At 68.3% G+C, this 19451-nt stretch carries 17 protein-coding genes and 2 pseudogenes; 10 read left to right on the top strand and 9 right to left on the bottom strand.

The genetic code is table 11. From position 1 onward, the window contains the following. Window positions 1-22 precede the first annotated feature (22 nt). On the bottom strand, window positions 23-2287 hold the full coding sequence (locus ACIQZO_RS15780) for a transglycosylase domain-containing protein (RefSeq protein WP_403625902.1): 2265 nt from the start codon (window positions 2285-2287) through the stop codon (window positions 23-25). A gap of 232 nt (window positions 2288-2519) precedes the next feature. Here ACIQZO_RS15780 and ACIQZO_RS15775 point away from each other — a divergent pair, with 232 nt between their 5' ends. Next, the gene (locus ACIQZO_RS15775; protein ID WP_403625899.1) at window positions 2520-3428 is read left to right on the top strand and encodes an SPFH domain-containing protein; all 909 of its coding nucleotides are present in this window, start codon (window positions 2520-2522) and stop codon (window positions 3426-3428) included. Beyond that, window positions 3425-3658, top strand: a complete 234-nt coding sequence (locus ACIQZO_RS15770) for a hypothetical protein (RefSeq protein WP_403625896.1) — start codon at window positions 3425-3427, stop codon at window positions 3656-3658. The genes ACIQZO_RS15775 and ACIQZO_RS15770 overlap by 4 nt, the downstream gene beginning before the upstream one ends. A gap of 5 nt (window positions 3659-3663) precedes the next feature. On the opposite strand, the gene ACIQZO_RS15765 is transcribed toward ACIQZO_RS15770, so the two are convergent. After that, complete coding sequence (locus tag ACIQZO_RS15765; protein WP_403625894.1) at window positions 3664-4611, bottom strand: hydrogen peroxide-inducible genes activator; 948 nt, start codon at window positions 4609-4611, stop codon at window positions 3664-3666. Between the two features lie 135 nt (window positions 4612-4746). On the opposite strand from ACIQZO_RS15765, the gene ACIQZO_RS15760 reads away from it, so the two are divergent. Together ACIQZO_RS15760 and ACIQZO_RS15755 are read left to right on the top strand one after the other, a co-directional pair. Continuing rightward, a complete protein-coding gene (locus tag ACIQZO_RS15760; protein WP_403625891.1) occupies window positions 4747-5301 on the top strand; it encodes a peroxiredoxin in 555 nt (184 codons plus the stop codon). Between the two features lie 3 nt (window positions 5302-5304). Next, on the top strand, window positions 5305-5841 hold the full coding sequence (locus ACIQZO_RS15755; protein WP_030712103.1) for an alkyl hydroperoxide reductase: 537 nt from the start codon (window positions 5305-5307) through the stop codon (window positions 5839-5841). A gap of 63 nt (window positions 5842-5904) precedes the next feature. Here the strand turns inward: ACIQZO_RS15755 and ACIQZO_RS15750 are convergent, their stop codons facing one another. From ACIQZO_RS15750 to ACIQZO_RS15725, 6 genes are all read right to left on the bottom strand, one after another. Continuing rightward, window positions 5905-6597 (bottom strand): hypothetical protein, encoded by a 693-nt coding sequence (locus ACIQZO_RS15750; protein ID WP_403625887.1) that lies wholly within the window; start codon window positions 6595-6597, stop codon window positions 5905-5907. 18 nt (window positions 6598-6615) lie between these two features. Next, entirely contained in the window at window positions 6616-6906 is a 291-nt protein-coding gene (locus ACIQZO_RS15745; protein ID WP_403625884.1) for a hypothetical protein, read from the bottom strand. A gap of 78 nt (window positions 6907-6984) precedes the next feature. Further along, entirely contained in the window at window positions 6985-8409 is a 1425-nt protein-coding gene (locus tag ACIQZO_RS15740; protein ID WP_403625881.1) for an AI-2E family transporter, read from the bottom strand. A gap of 135 nt (window positions 8410-8544) precedes the next feature. Next, window positions 8545-9246 (bottom strand): transglycosylase SLT domain-containing protein, encoded by a 702-nt coding sequence (locus ACIQZO_RS15735; RefSeq protein WP_403625878.1) that lies wholly within the window; start codon window positions 9244-9246, stop codon window positions 8545-8547. A gap of 460 nt (window positions 9247-9706) precedes the next feature. Then, window positions 9707-11023: a PhoH family protein gene (locus ACIQZO_RS15730; RefSeq protein WP_403625875.1), complete on the bottom strand. Its 1317-nt coding sequence runs from the start codon at window positions 11021-11023 to the stop codon at window positions 9707-9709. 302 nt (window positions 11024-11325) lie between these two features. After that, a complete protein-coding gene (locus tag ACIQZO_RS15725) occupies window positions 11326-12087 on the bottom strand; it encodes an isoprenyl transferase (protein WP_403625872.1) in 762 nt (253 codons plus the stop codon). A 177-nt stretch (window positions 12088-12264) separates the two neighbouring features. Between ACIQZO_RS15725 and ACIQZO_RS15720 the strand changes: the two are divergent. The 3 genes and pseudogenes from ACIQZO_RS15720 to ACIQZO_RS15710 form a co-directional block, all read left to right on the top strand. Then, window positions 12265-12639: pseudogene (locus ACIQZO_RS15720) on the top strand (aldo/keto reductase); the annotation flags it as partial. A gap of 664 nt (window positions 12640-13303) precedes the next feature. Next, window positions 13304-15124 carry a group II intron reverse transcriptase/maturase gene (ltrA, locus tag ACIQZO_RS15715; protein WP_403625869.1) on the top strand — a complete coding sequence of 607 codons (1821 nt, stop codon included), beginning with the start codon at window positions 13304-13306 and terminating at the stop codon, window positions 15122-15124. An 8-nt stretch (window positions 15125-15132) separates the two neighbouring features. Beyond that, a pseudogene (locus ACIQZO_RS15710) lies at window positions 15133-15753 on the top strand (aldo/keto reductase); the annotation flags it as partial. Between the two features lie 142 nt (window positions 15754-15895). Here ACIQZO_RS15710 and ACIQZO_RS15705 read toward each other — a convergent pair. Continuing rightward, window positions 15896-16636: a prepilin peptidase gene (locus ACIQZO_RS15705; protein WP_403626382.1), complete on the bottom strand. Its 741-nt coding sequence runs from the start codon at window positions 16634-16636 to the stop codon at window positions 15896-15898. A gap of 38 nt (window positions 16637-16674) precedes the next feature. Between ACIQZO_RS15705 and ACIQZO_RS15700 the strand changes: the two genes are divergently transcribed. The 3 genes from ACIQZO_RS15700 (at window position 16675) to ACIQZO_RS15690 (ending at window position 19328) form a co-directional block, all read left to right on the top strand. Then, the gene (locus tag ACIQZO_RS15700) at window positions 16675-17049 is read left to right on the top strand and encodes a DUF192 domain-containing protein (protein ID WP_403625866.1); all 375 of its coding nucleotides are present in this window, start codon (window positions 16675-16677) and stop codon (window positions 17047-17049) included. A gap of 59 nt (window positions 17050-17108) precedes the next feature. Then, window positions 17109-17726, top strand: a complete 618-nt coding sequence (locus ACIQZO_RS15695; protein WP_403625863.1) for an SMI1/KNR4 family protein — start codon at window positions 17109-17111, stop codon at window positions 17724-17726. Between the two features lie 315 nt (window positions 17727-18041). Continuing rightward, a complete protein-coding gene (locus tag ACIQZO_RS15690) occupies window positions 18042-19328 on the top strand; it encodes an extracellular solute-binding protein (RefSeq protein WP_403625860.1) in 1287 nt (428 codons plus the stop codon). Window positions 19329-19451 lie beyond the last annotated feature (123 nt).

Here is a 19451-nt window from a genome sequence, read left to right as displayed (position 1 = left end):
GTCTTTCCGTGTGTCCGACGGCCTAGTGCTCGGGGATGAGCGGCGGGTCCGGCGGCTTGGGAGCGCCGGTCTTGGTCGTCGTGGGCGTCGGGCTGGGCGACGGCGTCGTACCCGACTTGGTCGCGGTCGGCGTCGGCGACGCCGTCGGGGACGGCGTCGGGCTGGTGCTGGCCGCGGGGGCGCTGGAGGACTGCGAAGGCGTCGGGGACGGCGTCGGCGAGGCGCTGCGGGACGGCGTCTGCACGGCGCCCATCTCCGCCTCGCTCAGCTGGAACTTGCCCGCGTTGCCGCCCTTGAGCGCGGCGAGGGTGTACGCCTTCCAGATCGAGGCGGGGAAGCTGGAACCGCCCAGACGGCCGAGGCCGGCCGTACCGGTCAGGGTGACCTGCTTGGCGGTGACGGGCTCCTCACCGAAGATCGCGACGACGGTGACCAGTTCCGGCGTGAATCCGGAGAACCAGCCGGAGACGTTGTTCTCGGTGGTACCGGTCTTGCCGGCGGCCTCGTAGGAGCTGCTGCGGACCTTGTTTCCGGAGCCGCCCTCGTCGTTGACGACGCCCGTGAGCACCTTGGTGACGGTGTCGGCGGTCTGGCGGCTGATGGCCTGGGCCCCGATGGGCTGGGCCGGCTCGACCACGCGGTCCTTGTGTTCGGCCTTCTTGATGATGCTCGGCGTGACCTTCTTGCCGTGGTTGTCGAAGGTGGCGTAGACGCCGGCCATCTCCACGGTGTTGGCGCTCATGGTGCCGAGCGACATGGCCGGCTTGTCCTCGGGCCAGCCCTCGCGGTCCTTCATGCCGAGGGCCAGGGCCGTCTTCTTCACGTTGCTCGGTTCGACGTCCACGATCATCTGCGCGTAGACCGAGTTGACGGAGAAGTTGGTCGCCTCCTGCACCGTCATCATCGGGGTGCCGAAGTTGCGGTCCTCCTGGTTCTGCGGCGCGAACGGGATGTCGCTGCCGACGACCGGGCGCTTGCTGGTGCCGTCGTAGAGGGCGTTCGGCGTGATCGGCTTGCCGTCCTGGGTCTTGGATCCGTTCTCCAGCCCGGAGGCGAGCACGACCGGCTTGAAGGTCGAGCCCGGCTGGTAGTCCTTGCGCAGGGCGTTGCTGGACCAGTGGTCCTTCAGGCTCGTGCCGCCGTACATCGCGACGATCGCGCCGGTCTTCGGGTCCACGGAGGTGGCACCGGCCTGCACGCTCTGGTCCTGGGGCTTGCCCTTGGTGTCCTTGCGGTCGAGCTTGGACTCCAGCTCGTCCTGGACGGCCTTCTCCAGCGCTTCCTGCTTCTTCGGGTCGATGTTGAGCGTGAAGGTCCAGCCGCCGGCGTCGATCAGCTTCTTCTCGACGCCCTGGGCGTTGAGCTCGGCCTCGGCGGCCTGGACCAGGTAGCCCTTCTGGCCGTCCATGCCCATCGGCGGCTGCGGCGGGATCGGCTCCGGCATCTTCACGGTCGCGCGCTTGGCCTCGTCGAGCTTGCCCATGTCGACCATGTTGGTGAGCGTGGCCTGGTAGCGGATGGTGATCCGCTTCTTGGTCTCGTCGCTGGCGGTCGACCAGTCGTACTGGCTGGGCGCCTGGACGAGGGTGGCGAGGTAGGCGCCCTGCTCCAGCGTCAACTGGCCCGCGTCGACGCCGTAGTAGGCCTGGGCCGCGGCCTGGATGCCGTACGCGCCGCGCCCGAAGTAGCTGGTGTTCAGGTAGCCCGCGAGGATCTCGGGCTTCTTCATGCGCTGGTCGACCTTGAGGGAGATCACCAGCTCCTTGAGCTTGCGGCTCGCCGTCTGGTCCTGGGTCAGGTAGTAGTTCTTGACGTACTGCTGGGTGATCGTGGAACCACCGGCCTTGCCGCGCCCGGTGGCCGTGTTCCACAGACCGCGGGCCAGACCCTTGAAGTCCACGCCCTGGTCGTTGCGGAAGGACTTGTTCTCGATCGCGATGAACGCTTCCTGCACGTCCATCGGTATCTTGTCGATCCGCAGGATCTCGCGGTTGACCTTGCCCTTGCTCGCCATGATCGAGCCGTCCGCGTACTTGTAGACGTTGCTCTGCTGAAGGGCCTGCTTGTTGGGGTCCGGCTCTTCCACGTAGAAGTAGAGGGCGACCAGTGCGCCCATGCCGAGCAGCGCCAGCCCGAAGAACGTGCCCAGGACCTTCTTCCAGGTGAAGAAGCGGCGTATGCCGGTGCGTTTGCCGGTGCTTCCGCTCTCCTTGGTCCCCTTCGCGCGTCCGCTCGGCGCACGCCGCGCACCGCGCTGCTGCGCCTTACGCACTTCTGCTCGGCCCATCGCTCCCGCTCCGCTCGATTACCCCCCCGACGTCAGCTCAGAAAGCTAACACCGCAGGCTGTGTCAAAAGTTGGCCAACCGCGAATATTTCCGGTCAATTCGGACGTGAGAATCAGCACCCACATCACTGGAACCGACGCCCACCTAAGCCGAAGGGTTGCCTTGGCGCAATAAAGTGATATCACTTTGCTAGACGGTCCGACTGGCCGCCAGCTGAGAAACGGGGCAAACCATGACGAACGAAAACGCCACCCCTGACGGAGTACGGGAGTTCACCGCGAACAGCGTCGGCGGCGGGCTGGCGCTGCTGCTCGGACTGGGGGGTCTGCTGGCGGGCGCCGGCCTGATCGCGACCGGCGCCGTGGTGGCCGCCGCCGCGGCCAAGGCGATCCTGATTTCGGCCGGCGTGCTGCTGAGCCTCCTCTCCGTGATCGCGATGTCCGGGCTGAACACGGTGGCGCCCGGCGAGGCCCGCGTCGTCCAGCTCTTCGGCCGCTACCGGGGCACCATCCGCGCCGACGGGCTGCGCTGGGTCAACCCGCTGACCTCCCGCGAGAAGATCTCCACCCGGGTCCGCAACCACGAGACGGCCGTCCTGAAGGTCAACGACGCCTACGGCAACCCGATAGAACTGGCGGCGGTCGTGGTGTGGCGGGTCGAGGACACCGCGCGCGCCACCTTCGAGGTCGAGGACTTCACCGAGTTCGTCGAGACGCAGACCGAGGCGGCCGTCCGGCACATCGCCATCGAGTACCCCTACGACGCGCACGAGGAGGGCGGCCTGTCGCTGCGCGGCAACGCCGAGGAGATCACCGAGAAGCTGGCGGTCGAACTGCACGCCCGTGTGGAGGCCGCGGGCGTCCAGATCATCGAGTCCCGCTTCACGCACCTCGCGTACGCTCCGGAGATCGCCTCCGCGATGCTCCAGCGCCAGCAGGCGGGCGCGGTCGTGGCGGCCCGCAAGCAGATCGTGGAGGGCGCGGTGGGCATGGTGGAGATGGCACTGAACCGGCTCGCCGAGCAGGACATCGTGGACCTGGACCCGGAGCGCAAGGCGGCCATGGTCTCGAACCTGATGGTCGTCCTGTGCGGCGACCGCGCCGCACAGCCGGTGGTCAACACGGGAACCCTCTACCAGTGACCCCGGGCGGCGAGGAGAAGCCTACGGGCCGGCAGGCGCGCAAGCAGGTGCTGCTGCGGCTCGACCCGCAGGTGTACGACGCGCTGGCCCGCTGGGCGGGCGAGGAACTGCGCAGCGCCAACGCGCAGATCGAGTTCCTGCTCCGCCGGGCCCTCGCCGAGGCCGGCCGCCTCCCCTCGGCCCCCGGCCCCATCCCGCAGCGGGGACGGCCCCCGAAGCCCACGGACTGACCCGTCTAGTCGGTCGGCCACACCGGGAGCGGGCGTACGGCTTCGCGCAGCGCGGCGGCGATCGCCCTGAACTCCTCCTGCCGGGCGGTCCCGGTGCGCATGGCCAGGGCGATCCGCCGGGAGGGCGCGGGCTCGGCGAAGTACCCGGTGGACAGGTACTCATTGCGGGCGGTCTCCAGCCGCAGCGCGGAGCGCGGCAACAGCGTCACCCCCAGCCCCCCGGCGACCAGTTGTACGAGGGTGGAGAGTCCGGCGGCGGTCGTGGTGACGTCCGCCCCGGTCGTCCGCCCGGCTTCCCGGCAGATGTCGAGGGCCTGGTCGCGCAGGCAGTGCCCTTCGTCCAGCAGCAGGAGCTGAAGTCCCCGCAGTTCCTCCAGCGGGATGTCCCGGCGCCCGGCCAGTGCGTGCTCCCGGGGCGCGAGCAGGACGAAGTCCTCGTCGAAGACGGGCAGTTCGGTGACTCCGGGGACCCCCAGCGGCACCGCCAGCAGGAGCAGGTCCAGGCGCCCGCCGCCCAGCCCCTCCAGCAGCGAGGCGGTCTGCTCCTCGTGCACCTGGAGGTCCATCCGCGGGTAGCGCCGGTGGAACAGCCCGAGCACGGTCGGCAGCAGGTAGGGCGCCACCGTGGGGATCACCCCGAGCCGCAGCACCCCGGTGAAGGGCGCCCGTACGGCCTCGGCCTCCTCCAGCAGCCCGCCCATCGCCTCGAGCACCGTCCGGGCCCGCGCCGCGATCCGCTCGCCCGCCGGGGAGAGCAGCACCTTGCGGGTGGTGCGCTCCAGCAGCTGCACGCCGAGGGCCTCCTCCAGCGCGGAGACGGCTCCGGAGAGCGCCGGCTGGCTCATGCCGATGGCCGCGGCGGCGTCCCGGAAGTGCAGGTGCTCGGCGACGGCCGCGAAGGCGCGCAGTTGCGCGAGCGTCGCCTGCTTCGCTCCCCTACTACTGACAGCCACTGATAGGTACCTCCGATCACCCGGAACAAGAGTAGCTATTTCTTTAATCAATGCAGGTGTGTCAGCATGTGAGATCAGTCCAACCCCATCGGAAAACCCCCAAAAGGGCTATTTTCCACTGCACAAGGAGAGCGCGTGCTCACTGTTGGTGACAAGTTCCCCACCTTCGACCTGACCGCCTGTGTCTCGCTCGAGGCCGGGGCCGAGTTCGCGCAGATCGACCACAAGACCTACGAGGGCAAGTGGAAGGTCATCTTCGCGTGGCCGCTGGACTTCACCTTCGTGTGCCCGACCGAGATCGCCGCCTTCGGCAAGCTGAACGAGGAGTTCGCCGACCGCGACGCGCAGATCCTCGGCTTCTCGCTCGACTCCGAGTACGTCCACCACGCCTGGCGCAAGGACCACGCCGACCTGCGTGACCTGCCCTTCCCGATGATGTCCGACATCAAGCGCGAGCTGTCGACCGAGCTGGGCATCCTGGGCGAGGACGGCCTGCCGATGCGCGCCGTCTTCGTCGTGGACCCGAACAACGAGATCCAGTTCTCGATGGTGACCGCCGGTTCCGTGGGCCGTAACCCCAAGGAGGTCCTGCGGGTCCTCGACGCCCTGCAGACCGACGAGCTGTGCCCGTGCAACTGGAACAAGGGCGACAACACCATCGACGCCGGCGCACTGCTGGCCGGTGAGTGACGGATGTCCCTCGACTCCCTGAAGTCGGCCATACCGGACTTCGCCAAGGACCTGAAGCTGAACCTCGGTTCGGTCATCGGCAACAGCGACCTCCCGCAGCAGCAGCTGTGGGGCACGGTCCTGTCCTGCGCGATCGCCGCCCGTTCGCCGCTGGTCCTGCGTGAGCTGGAGCCCGAGGCGAAGGCGAACCTCTCGCCGGAGGCGTACACCGCCGCAAAGTCCGCCGCCGCGGTCATGGCGATGAACAACGTCTTCTACCGCACCCGGCACCTGCTCTCCGACCCGGAGTACGGCACGCTGCGCGCGGGCCTGCGGATGAACGTCATCGGCAACCCGGGCGTGGAGAAGGTCGACTTCGAGCTGTGGTCGCTCGCGGTCTCCGCGATCAACGGCTGCGGCCAGTGCCTGGACTCGCACGAGCAGGTCCTGCGCAAGGCGGGCGTCGACCGCGAGACGATCCAGGAGGCCTTCAAGATCGCCTCCGTGATCCAGGCCGTCGCCGTGACCCTCGACGCCGAGGCCGCCCTCGCCGCCGAGTAACGGCACCCCGTACGACAGCACGGTGCCCCGCGACCGGATCCGGTCGCGGGGCACCGTGCTGTGTCAGCTCTTGCGCAGCGCGGCCATCAGCTCGCGCATGTCCTCGATCATCGCCGCCTGGACCGCATCGGCGTCCGTGGCGGGTCGGCCCTTGTTCTCCTCGAAGGTGCCGGCGGCCACCTCGACGGTGAACACGGCGCCCCCGTCCAGTGCCTTGAGGACCAGCCACGTCTCGCCGGGCAGCACGGTCATGACCGCCCGCTCCCCGAGGTCCGGCACCCCTGTCGTGCGCCCGGCCCCCGCGTAGGCGATGTTGCGGGCGGGCGGTACCTCGAACTCCGCCGAAGGATCGGTCTTCTTGTGGAGGTCGACCCGCACATCCACCACGAAGTCCGTCGCCACCCCGTCCTTCCCTGCGTTCTCCAGAACACACCGCGCCGAGTGGACGGCCGGGTGGTCGCTCTCGTGGTTCACCGGTCTCTTCATGTCCCCGGTGATTGCGCCGAGCGCCTGAGCCCGGAAGTCCTCGCACAGGTTCTTCGACGCCCGGTAGGAGATCTCCGGCTCCGCCGACGGGCCCTCGAGGGCGTACAGCCCGCCGGCCCACACCGCAGAGGCCACCACGGCGCCGCCCAGCGCCCACCACAACGGCCGCGGAGCGGGCCGGTCCCGCTCGCCCGCCGACGGCGTCCGCGCCTGCGTGTGCTCCAAGGGCTCGGTCTTCCACTCCTCGCCGAGCTCCGGATCGGTGATCATGCTGTCCCCCCGTGGTACCTATTTCCGCAGTGCCGCCATCAGTGGGCGCATGTCTTCGATCATCGCAGCCCTGATCGACGGAATATCAGGTTCCGTGGGCTCTTCCACCGCCTCGGGCCCGGGCGGGCCGGGCACGTTCCAGTACCGGTCCACGCCCATGGTGAAGACCTCGCCACCGTCCAGCACCCGCAACCGGGGGCCGCGCCGTTCGTCGTGACACTGGATCAGCGCCCGCTCGCCCAGACCGTCGACCGCTTCGCCGCCGGTCGGGAGGTCCGTCGACGCCCAGGGGTCCAGTGCCGGATCCACCTCGAACTCGGCCGGGATCCCGTACGCGATCGGGGGAGGGCTCTGCGACGGCCGTTCGGCCTCCCGATTCCCCTGCGGTTATGGCGTGGTGTTCTCGCGGTCGGGTACCCCGCCCAGGGCGGTCGAACCGTGCGGGGCCGGGCCGATCATGCCGGCGCCGAGGTGGTGCTGATCGCGCGAGTACGCCTTCAGGTATCCCACCACCGTGTTGGTGACGGCCACCAGCGGTACGGCGACCACCGCTCCGCCGATGCCCGCGATCATCCCGCCGGCGGCCACCGACAGCACCACCGCGAGCGGGTGCACCCGTACCGCCCGGCCCAGGATGAAGGGCTGGAGCACGTGCCCCTCGATCTGCTGCACCGCCAGCACCACCAGCACCACCATCAGGGCGGTGAACACGCCCTGCGTCACGAGCGCCACGACCACCGCGAGGGCTCCCGACACCACCGCGCCGACCAGCGGGATGAAGGCGAACAGGAAGATGAAGACGGCCAGCGGCACCGCCATCGGCACGTCCAGGAAATAGAGGCCGAGGCCGATGAAGATGGCGTCGATGAGAGCGACGATGACCGTGCCGCGCACGTACGCGGTCAGCGTGCGCCAGGCGCGCGGACCGGCACCGGCGACGCCGGGCCGGGCGGCGGCCGGGACCAGGCCCAGCGCCCAGGTCCAGATGCGCTTCCCGTCGTAGAGCAGGAAGAGCGTGGAGAACATCGCGAGCAGGATGCCCGTCAGGACCTCGACGAGCACCGTCACGCCCTGCAGTCCGGCGGAGGTGATCTGTTCGGTGTTGGTGCCGATGGTCTCGCTGAGGTTCTTCGCGATGTCGGTGATCTGCTTCTCGGTCACGTGGAACGGACTGTCCAGCGCCCAGAGCTTGAGCTCGTTGATGCCGTCGCGGACCCGGTCGGAGAGGTCGTCGAGATTCTCCATGACCTGCCAGACCACGAACCAGCCGACGAGCCCGATGACGACGAAGCCGAGGATCGCCGTGACGGCCGTGGCCAGACCGCGTGGGATGCCCAGTCTGCGCAGCCGGACCACGAAGGGCTGGAGCATCGCGGTGACGAGCATGGCGGCCGCGAAGGCGAGGACGACCAGGCGGACTTCGCTGATCACCTTCATCAGCACCCAGAGCATCCCGGCGAGCAGCAGCAGCCGCCAGCTGGCCTCGGCGGCGACGCGCATCCCCCAGGGGACGACGCTCGCCGGGTCGGGGCGGGTGGGCGCGGTCGGTGCGGCGAGGTGGGGCGCGGGGGTCACCGGTGGGGCAACGGGCGGCGCGGCCACGGCTGTCGCGGCGCCGGACGTGGCGGACCCGCCCGACCCGGCAGCTGCCGCGGACGCCTCCCTGCCCGCCGGCGCGCGCCCGGGCCGGCCGGAGCCCGGCAGTTCGCCGCTGGTCTCGGCCTCGACCTCGGCGCGCCGCTCGTTGAGCCGCGCCTCCATCCGGTTCAGCCTGTTCCCGAGCCGGCCGAGCCAGCCTTCCCGCTTCGCCATGTCGCTTCCTTCCCCCGCCCCGATCCACGGGCTCACCTCGAAGACCGTACACGCGAGGAGCCCCGCACCGTAGGACGGTGCGGGGCTCCCCCGGGTTGAGCAGCGGTGCGGTGCGGTGTCGCAGCCGCGGCGCCGCTAGTACCAGCCGTTGTTCTGGTGGAAGCTCCAGGCGGCGCAAGGGCTGCCGTAGCGGTCCTCCATGTAGTTCAGACCCCACTTGATCTGGGTGGCGGGGTTGGTGCGCCAGTCCGCGCCGGCCGAGGCCATCTTCGAACCGGGCAGCGCCTGGACCAGGCCGTAAGCGCCCGAGGACTTGTTCACGGCCAGGTAGTTCCAGGTGGATTCCTGGTTGATGATGTTCGAGAAGCACTGGAACTGGCCGGCCGGGACCATCTGCTGGGCGATGGCCTTGACCTGCGCGACCGTGTAGGAGCTCTGGAGCGCGAAGTCGCCGGCGTCGCGGCTGGAGCGGCTGGCGGCCTGCTCCTTCTCCTCGCGTTCCTTCTTCGCCTTGGCCTCGGCCTCGGCCTTCTCCTTCTCGGCCTCCGCCTTCTTGGACTTGGCGTCCTCGGCGGCCTGGAGGCGCGCGGACTCCTCGGCGGAACGCTTGGCGTCGGCATCCGCGGCGTGGGCGATGGCATCGGCCTGCTGCGTCAGGGACGCGCTCTGGACCTGTGCCTGGTCGCCGACCGGGATGTCGGCAAGGAGAGTCGCGCCGGATGCGGTCGTCTCGAGATCGTTCGTGGGGTCGCCGGTGGCAACGCCCACGACTGCGCCGACGGTGGTGACCGCGGTGGCCGAAGCCACGGCGAACCCCCGGACCGAGATCCGGCTCACACGGTGTCCTTCCAGCAGCGTCCGCAGTGACCGCGCGGGCGCAAAAGTGCCCCTCGACACTGGCCTCCGTGGTTCTACGGTCACTGGAGGCGCGGGCCCGTGGACAACTCCCTTGCGGGGGCTGCCGCGTGAAGCTTCGGGCGGCATACGGCGATCGGCTGTGGAGTTGTGGTGCTGCGCGTACCTCACGAGAGATACAGGGGTCCCCCCGGACGAAGTCTGGGGGAGTGCCGTATGCGGGGCCTGACGGAAACCAGACTTTGCCGGAACGCGACACTGCAAGGCAATTCTCTGCTGCGTGTGAAAGGTCACACCTGGCATGTCGCCACTGATTCAGCCAAAGGCCTGTGCAGCACGACGCCGCCCGGCTAGGCTCTCGGGCCTTTGCCGGGCGGCGCCAACTCACCTTCCCGCTATGAGGTTTTTGACCGATTCGACCGCCGGGTGCGGCCGCTTCCGGTCAGAGGGTTTCGAGCATCTCGGTGACCAGCGCGGCGATCGGGGAGCGCTCGGAACGCGTCAGCGTGATGTGGGCGAAGAGCGGATGGCCCTTCAACTTCTCGACCACGGCGACGACTCCGTCGTACCGGCCGACCCGCAGATTGTCCCGTTGAGCCACGTCGTGGGTCAGAACGACCCGCGAATTGGCCCCGATCCGGGACAGAACGGTCAGCAGGACATTGCGCTCCAGCGACTGCGCCTCGTCCACGATCACGAAGGCGTCGTGCAGCGAGCGGCCGCGAATGTGCGTGAGCGGCAGGACCTCCAGCATCCCGCGGGTCAGCACCTCCTCGATGACCTCTCGCCCGGCCACCGCCGAGAGGGTGTCGAAGACCGCCTGCGCCCAGGGGCTCATCTTCTCGGACGCGTCACCGGGCAGGTAGCCGAGATCCTGGCCGCCCACCGCGTACAGCGGCCGGAAGACCATCACCTTCTGGTGCTGCCTGCGCTCCAGTACCGCTTCCAGCCCCGCGCAGAGCGCCAGCGCCGACTTTCCGGTGCCGGCCCGGCCGCCCATCGAGATGATCCCGATCTCGGGATCGAGGAGCAGGTCCAGGGCGATGCGCTGCTCGGCGCTGCGGCCGTGCAGCCCGAAGGCCTCGCGGTCGCCCCGTACGAGCTTCACATTGCCGTCAGCCGTGACCCTTCCCAGGGCCTTGCCGCGCTCGGACTGCAGGACCAGTCCGGTGTGCACGGGCAGCTCCGCGGCCTCCGGCACGTAGAGGCGGTCCTCCGAGAAGAGGAGGTCCACCTGCTCCCCGGACAGGGCGAGCTCGCTCATGCCCGTCCAGCCGGCGTCGGTGATCGCGAGTTCCGCGCGGTACTCCTCGGCCATCAGCCCCACGGAGGAGGCCTTGATGCGCAGTGGGAGATCCTTCGAGACCACCGTGACGTCGTAGCCCTCGGCCTGGAGGTTGCGGGCGACAGCGAGGATCCGCGAGTCGTTGTCCCCCAACCGGAAGCCGGCGGGCAGGACGCTCGGGTCGGAGTGGTTGAGCTCGACACGCAGGGTGCCACCCAGATCGCCCAACGGGATGGGGGCGTCCAGGCGACCGTTGCGAACCCGGAAGTCGTCGAGCAGGCGCAGGGCCTGGCGCGCGAAGTAGCCGAGTTCGGGATGGTGCCTCTTTGCCTCCAGCTCGGTGATCACCACGATCGGGAGCACGACCTCGTGCTCGTCGAAGCGGGAGATCGCATTGGGGTCTGCCAGCAGGACGCTGGTATCGAGGACGTAGGTCCGCCTGTCTTGCAGGCGGCTCTTTGTGCTGGTCACCACGGAAGGACGTACCCCCTCGGAAGAGGTCGGGCCATGAAGACCGGACCGGTCATCGGCACCCATGCCAGGGCCGATTTCCGGCCCTCCAATCCGACCGTGCGAACCGCACGTGCGTCCTGGTGCAAAGGGCCTCCCGGGCGGACGACCCCATGCCGTCCGCTGAGACACGACACCCGTGGATCGGGCATCGACCTGAAAGGGATATTCCCCGAACAGGCCAGGCCATGCCATGGCATATGACGGACGCTCGGTGAATCCCTGGTGAAGGCTTCGAGGGGAGGGGGTGACGGGGCCCGAGGTACTCAGGTGCCGTAGCGCCGGTGGCGGGCCGCGTAGTCGCGCAGGGCGCGCAGGAAGTCGACCTTGCGGAAGGCGGGCCAGAAGACTTCGCAGAAGTAGTACTCGCTGTGCGCGCTCTGCCACAGCATGAATCCGGACAGTCGCTGCTCGCCGCTGGTGCGGATGACGAGGTCCGGGTCGGGCTGGCCGCGGGTGTAGAGGTGCTCGGCGATGTGGTCGATGTCGAGGATCTCGGCGAGCTCCTCGAAGGAGGTGCCCTTGCGCGCGTGCTCCAGCAGCAGCGAGCGGACCGCGTCGGCGATCTCCTGGCGGCCGCCGTAGCCGACGGCGACGTTGACCAGTATCCCGTCCACGTCGTGGGTGGCCTGCTCGGCCTCCTTCAGGACGTTCTGCGTCCCGGCGGGCAGGATGTCGAGGTTGCCGACGTGGTGGACGCGCCAGCGGCCGTCCGCGGCCAGGCCCCGCACCGTGTTCTCGATGATGTTGAGCAGCGGACGGAGCTCGACCTCGGGCCGGTCCAGGTTGTCCGTGGAGAGCATCCACAGGGTGACGACCTCGACGTCCGTCTCGGTGCACCAGCCCAGCATCTCGGAGATCTTGTCCGCTCCGGCCTGGTGGCCCTGCTCCGTCGTCCCTCCGGACGCCTTCGCCCAGCGACGGTTTCCGTCCAGGATGACGCCGATGTGCTTGGGCGCCGCGTCATGGTCGAGGCGGCCCTCCACCCGGCGTGCATAAAGCCTGTACACCAGGTCGCGCAGCTTCACGATCTTCCAGCCCCTCCGTGCCTTGCCCCCGTGCGAAATGCGGTCCCACCCCCGAGTCCGCCACATTACTGCGCGCCGGGATCGGGTACCCAACTCGGTCTGTCACAAGTCCGTGATAGGGAGGACAACGTGACTGATACCAATCCCTATCGGGCAGAGCCCTCGCGCTACGACTCCATGGAGTACCGGCGCACTGGCCACAGCGGCCTCAAGCTCCCCGCGATCTCCCTCGGCCTCTGGCACAACTTCGGCGACGACAGGACGCTGGAGTCCCAGCGGGCGATCCTCCGCCGGGCCTTCGACCTCGGCATCACCCACTTCGACCTGGCGAACAACTACGGTCCGCCGCCCGGCTCGGCCGAGCTCAATTTCGGCAAGATCTTTTCGCAGGACTTCGCGTCCTTGCGCGACGAGCTGATCCTTTCGACCAAGGCCGGCTACCTGATGCACGCCGGGCCGTACGGCGAGTGGGGCAGCCGCAAGTACCTGCTCAGCTCGCTCGACGCCTCGCTGAAGCGGATGGGCGTGGACTACGTCGACATCTTCTACTCGCAGTGCGGCTAGAAGTCGCACAATCAAGGGCCTGCCCGGAAGGAGATAAGGGCAGGCCGGTCCTGTGACCAATGGACCGTCCACCGCTCAGCATGCGTCGGGAGTAATCCTTTCGTGTGAAGCCTGAGTTCGCGACCGAAGGCCGAAGCGTCCACTGCAACGGTACGGGTCCGGTGGAAGTTCGGACGGGTGAACGTAAGTGAATCGTCATTGAGGTCTCGTAAAGAACAAACCGCCCTAGTGGGTTGCAACCGGGCGGAAAATGAGCAGAGGGTGAGATTCCCTCACACGATCCGCCAAGCCGGCTGTGAAGGCGCGGATAGGTCACCGTGGCTCCCGGGATAGAGACGGCACCCACCCCGAACGCAACTTGGTTGTGCGGAACTAGACAACCCCGTAGAGGTCCCCCGGAGATGGGGGTAGGCCGGAGGTAACAAAGGCACAGAACCTCTGCGGGCGCAGGATGGTCCGAGAAGCGAATGCCACTGGGGTGAAAGCCCAGGGGAAAGGCTGGACAAAGGGGCTCCACCCTCCAGCTATAACCCGGTGGATACCGGCCTCATGGCCGGACCCGAAAGGGGGCCCACGCGGACCAGGTTCGTCCTTGAAGAACCAGCAAACCAACGCCGACATAACGACGGTGCACGTTAGACAGGGAGGACAGATGGACGAGAACGTGGGACGGAAGTCCTTCTGGAACGAAACCGGCGACGACGCCGAAGCCTGGCACAGCATTGACTGGAACCGGGTGGACGCGGACGTAAGAAGGCTTAGGCAGAGGATCTTCAAGGCTGCTCAGGAATACGACATGCCTAAGGTCAGGAACCTCCAGAAGCTCATGTTGCGTTCGACGGCGAACACTCTGCTGAGTGTCCGGCGGGTAACACAGGTGAGCAGGGGGAGAAAGACGGCAGGCGTGGACGGCGACACGGCTCTTACCCCGCAGGAAAGGGGCCTCCTCGCGAGGCATCTGATCGCGGAGAAGAACGTGACGCCGTCACCGGTAAAGCGTGTATACATCCCGAAGGCCAACGGCAAGACAAGGCCGCTGGGCATCCCGGTCATCCGTGACCGGGTGCAGCAGGCCAGGGTCAGGAACGCCCTGGAGCCCGAGTGGGAGGCCCGCTTCGAGGCGAGGAGCTACGGCTTCCGCCCCGGACGGGGCTGCCACGACGCGATGGCAGCGATCTTTCAGATCGTCGGCAAGAAGCAGGCTCACAGGGTGTGGGTGCTGGACGCCGACCTCTCGGCGGCGTTCGACGGCATCAGCCACCAGCACCTGATGACATCTCTCGGAAAATTCCCCGCAAGGGAAATGATCCTGGGATGGCTGAAGGCTGGGGTAATGGACAAGGGAAGGTTCGCGCCCACTCCGGAGGGAACTCCGCAGGGTGGCGTAATCAGTCCTCTTCTCCTGAACATTGCCCTCCACGGGATGGAAAAGGCAGCGGGCGTGGTCTACCGCAAGAAGGGCGCCCACAGGGCGGCCAAGGAAGACTCTCCCGCACTGGTGAGGTACGCGGACGACTTCGTGGTCATGTGTCACACGGAGGAGCAGGCGTATGAGTCGAAGCGACGGCTGGCGGAATGGTTCAAACCGAGGGGGGTGGCCTTCAATGAGGAGAAGACGAGAGTCGTACACCTCACCGAAGGCTTTGACTTCCTGGGGGGCAACGTCCGCCGGTACAGCAATGGAATCACTCTCATCAGGCCGAGCAAGGACGCCATGAAGAGAGCTGCGGCACGTATCAGGGAAATCATCCGGGAGAACCGGGGGCACGAGACCAAGCGTCTGATCGGTCACGTGAACTCGTTCATCCGGGGGTGGACCGCGTACTACCGGCCGTGGAGCTCGAAGGATGCCTTCAAACACCTCGACTGGCTTCTGTTCAACCAGCTCTGGCAGTGGGCGAACAGGAACCACCGGAGGAAGGGAAGGGTCTGGATCGCCAGCCACTACTGGAAACAGCGGATCAAGGGAAGTCAGAACCGCTGGATCTTCGGGGACGACACGGGGTACATCACTCCGGCCGCCCACACGAAGATCGTCCGTCACGTCCCGGTCATGGATTCACATTCGAAGGATGACCCGGCGCTGACGCAGTACTGGAAGGACAGGGCCAGCAAGCGGAGCAAGTTGGAGACGGAGAGCAAGTTTCTCCAGTCCCTGGCAGCGAAGCAGAAGGGTCTCTGCCCGGAATGCGGTCTGGATCTTGTAGAAGGCGCAGAGTTCGAACCGGACAACGTCCACGACTGGATCGCCTGGTTCGACGCGCGCCGAAAGGCCCTGAACGTGCACCACATGATCTACCGGGTGCACGGCGGGACCAACGACTACAAGAATCTGGTGCTCCTGCACACGCAGTGCCACCACCAGCGCCATGCTCTTGAGGGCAAGGCGCAGAGCAGCCCACAGGACGTGCTTGAGCCGGGTGCGGTGAAAGCCGCACGCCCGGTTCTGAGGGGGCCGGGGGTTCAGCAATGACCCCCGGCTACCCGACCCGCTTCGACCCGGAGACCCCGCTGGAGGAGACCATGGGCGCCCTCGCGTCCGCGGTCCAGCAGGGCAAGGCGCTCTATGCGGGTGTCTCCTCCTACACGGCGGAGCAGACGGCCGAGGCCGTGCGGATCCTGCGCGGGATGGGCGTGCGCCCCCTCATCCACCAGCCCTCGTACTCCATGATCAACCGCTGGACGGAGGAGGACGGCCTGCTGGACACCCTGGAGGACGCCGGCATGGGGTGCATCTCCTTCGCCCCGCTCGCGCAGGGCATGCTGACGGGCAAGTACCTGGGGGGCATCCCGGCCGACTCGCGCGCCGCGCAGGGCAAGTCCCTGGATCCGGACCTGCTCTCGGACGAGGTGCTCCGCCGGCTGACCGGCCTGAACGAGATCGCGGCCCGCCGGGGGCAGTCCCTCGCCCAGTTGGCGCTCAAGTGGGTGCTCCGCGACGAGCGGATGACCTCGGCCCTGATCGGCGCGTCGAGCGTGCCGCAGCTGGAGGAAAACGTGGCCGCGCTGGCGTCCGCACCGCTCACCGAGGCCGAGTTGAAGGAGATTGACTCCCTCGCCGTCTCCACCCCCGGCACCAACATCTGGGCCCAGCGCGGCTGACCTGCGCATTTGCCGCCAGGGGCGGCGGAGATGCAGGAAAACAAAAAACGGGCCGGTCCGTGGGGGGGATACGGACCGGCCCGAGGGGGGGGTTCCACCATAACCCTTCGTAAAGCATGCTGCGTGCATTGGCGCACCACGATTACGCTCCGAAACCACCCAGCAGCACTCCGGTGAGTGCTCCGGCGGCCATGAAGGGGCCGAACGCGTAGCCCTGACGGCCCTGTTCGGAGCCGAGCAGCAGCAGGAAGAGCCCGTAGAGGGCCCCGTAGAGGAGGCCGAGGAAGGCTCCCGCGGACCATACCCCCCACCCGTACCACCCAAGAGCGACCCCCAGCGAGAGCGCCAGCTTGACGTCGCCGAAGCCCATGCCGGCCGGGTTGATCAGATGGAGCAGCAGGTACGCGGCTCCGAGCGCGCCGCCGCCCAGCAGCGCGAGCCGCCAGGATCCGGCGGAGCCCGGCGCGAGGGCGGCCGCCCCCAGCAGCGCGGCGACGGCCGCGGCGAGCGGCAGGGTCACTACGTCGGGCAGCCGGTGCACAGCCCGGTCGACGAGGGCGAGCAGCACGAGCAGCGGGGCGAGGCCCGCGTAGGCCACCAGCTCCGGGCGCGCCCCGACAGCGGCCGCGAGCAGCGCGCAGACCCCGGCGGTGAGCACGGCCACGGGCGCGGCCCGGCGCCCGTAACCGTGCGGGGGCCCGGGCGGCTCCGTGGCCGGCCGGCAGCGGGCCGGGCCGACCCAGCCCGCCAGCCGGTGCCCCTGCGGGCAGCTGCCCCGCCAGGATTCCCCGGGCTCGACGGAGAGGCGGTACGCGGGACGCGGCAGCAGGAGTCCGGCGGCCACGCCGTACCCGGCGGCGAGAACGATCACGAGCGCACCCATCATCCGGCGACCGTAGGACACCCCCTAAGGTGGCCGCCATGGCGCACTGGCAGGACGGCCCCGCGGTACTGCGGGTCGGCGCGGACCCTACGGAGATCCCGCTCGAGGTCGCGGCCTCGTACGGGGCGCGGACCCGCGGGCTGCTCGGGCGGGACGGGATCGACGGCGCGATGCTGCTGACCCCCGCGGCGAGCGTGCACACGTTCCGGATGCGCTTCGCGATCGACGTGGCGTACCTCGACCGGGAACTCGGCGTGCTCGCGGTGGTCACGATGACGCCCGGTCGCCTCGGCCTGCCCCGGCTGCGCGCCCGGCACGTCCTGGAGGCGGCGGCGGGCGCCATGGCCGGCTGGGGCCTGCATGCCGGGGCCACCGTCACGGTGGACGTACCCGGGCGTCTCACGCTCCGCTAGGCGAGGCTGCCCGCTGGCGCTAGGTTGGGGCGGTTGAGCTGGGGTATCAGGGGAGCGGCATGACGGAGAACGCGCGGATCAAGGCGCTGGAGCAGATCATGCCGGCGACGCACGGCGCCGACGAGGACATCGACTGGCCGGCGGTGGAGGCCGTCTGGGGGACCCGGTTCCCGGCCGATTTCATCGCCTTCATGGGCCGCTTCGGCGCGGGCTCCATCAACGGCGAGGCCAGCATCCTGCTGCCGCTGCCCAAGCCCGGACTCCAGTGGGAACCGGCCGGGATGGCCGAGGAGACCGACAACGCCCGGCAGACCTGGGAGGCGGAGGGCGGCCGGTCCGCCTTCGACGTGGACCCTGAGTCGATCATCGCCTGGGGCGTCACCGGTGGGTCGGACATCCTGTGCTGGCTCACCTCCGACCCCGACCCGGACCGGTGGCCGGTCCTGGTCTGCGGGCGGCACACCGCCGATTCCTTCGCGGTGTATCCGTACGGCATGGCCGAATTCCTCTACCGGCTCTGCTCCGACGAGTTCGACGTGAGCCCGGTCAGCATCACCTTCTGGGACGGCGGCCACCTGAGCTTCGTGCACTGGCGCAAGGCCCAGCGGCGCTGGCAGGAGGGCCGCAATCCGGAGACGGGCGAGCCCGACCCGTACGCCGGCGAGTTCGCCGACTAGCCCGAACCACGGCCGCACCCGCAGCACCCGCAGCACCCGCAGCACCCGCACCCGAAAAAATCCCTGGAGCCTGTTTCCGAGACCGGAAACGGGCTTTTCGGCATGTCTACGCGCGTCCATTTCGTGGATCACATATCGGAAAATACCATTCGGAAAAGCTCCACTTGGAGCATTGACCACAAGTGGGCCCCCAATGGAATCAACCGCCCCTCCCTCAGGAGAGAATTCCGGCCAACGGGCCATCGAGGGACACCTCAACCCGGAGCGACTCATAAGTAATAACGGGATCCAAAAGAAAATCAGGGGAATACACCCGTGCGAAGAAGAATTTCCGGCACGACCGCCACCACGGCCGTGCTCGGTCTGCTGATACCGCTGGCCGGATGTGGTGGCTCCGGAGACAGTGCAGGTGACGGCGGTACGCTGCACCTGGTCGCCGCCGAATACGGCGACAGCCAGGCCACCAGTTCCAAGCCCTTCTGGGACAAGATGACGGCCGATTTCACCGAGCAGAACCCGGGAATCAAGGTCGACGTCAAGCTCCTGCCGTGGGCGGACATCGACCGCGAGGTCTCCCGTATGGTCAAGGCCGGCAAGGCGCCGGACATGGCGCTCATGGGCTCCTACTCGGACTTCGCGGCCCAGGGGGAGCTCTATCCCGCGGACGAACTCCTCTCGATCACCGCCGAGGCGAATTTCCTCCAACCGCTCGCCGACGCGGGCTCCGTCGGCAGCACCCTCTACGGCCTGCCCTTCGTGGCGAGCAGCCGCCTCCTGTTCTACAACGAGGCGCTCTTCGCCAAGGCCGGCATCAAGGAGCCCCCCAAGACCTGGTCCGATCTGAAGGCCGACGCCAAGGCGCTCAAGGACAAGGGCGTGAAGTTCCCGTACGCCCTGCCGCTCGGCCCGGAGGAGGCGCACGCCGAGGCGCTGATCTGGGAGCTGAGCAACGGCGGCGGGTACGCCGACAGCAGCGGGAACTACAGCCTGGCCTCCGACCAGAACATCGAGACCTGGAACTGGGTCAAGGAACAGCTGGTCGCTCCCGGACTCACCGGCCCGACCCCGCCCTCCCAGCTGAACCGCGCCGAGGCCTTCGCCGCCTTCCTGCGGGGCGAGGTCGGCATGGTCAACGGCTATCCCTCGCTCGCCCACGAGGCGCGCGCCAAGGGCATCGGTGTCGCCACCATCTCCATGCCCGTCTCGGACGACCTCGGCGTCGGGGAGGTGCCGCCCACCGTCGGTGTGGCCGACTGGATGATGGCCTTCAAGCAGAACGGGAAGCGCGCGGAGATCGGCAAGTTCCTGGACTTCATCTACCAGGACAAGAACCTGTCGGACTTCGCCGGCCGCTACCACCTGCTGCCGTCGACCGTCACCGCCTCGCGCACCCCGGCCGGGGGCGGCCTGGACAAGAACGACACGCAGTTCCTGAACGCGCTGCGCGGAGCGCAGCTCTACCCGGTGAACGACCCGTCCTGGCTGACGGTCAGCGACACCATCAAGCGCAACATCGGACGCGCCGTCGAACCGGGCGGCGAACCGAAGCTCGTCCTGGAAGACATCGCCTCGCAGGCCTCCCGGGCCTCCAAGAAGCACTGAGAGCGCCAAGAAGTCCCTCGACACGGGACCTTCGACCCATGCCGCAGACCACCCCGTGCGGCACCATGGCCACTACGGCACTTGATCCAAGGCCGCGGCCCAGTCGCCCGACGGGCACCCACA

It is taken from the genome of Streptomyces sp. NPDC097617, from assembly GCF_044761485.1.
Classification (GTDB): Bacteria; Actinomycetota; Actinomycetes; order Streptomycetales; family Streptomycetaceae; genus Streptomyces.
Note: the sequence above shows the minus strand (reverse complement) of the source record. Positions and strands in the feature narration are given on the sequence as shown.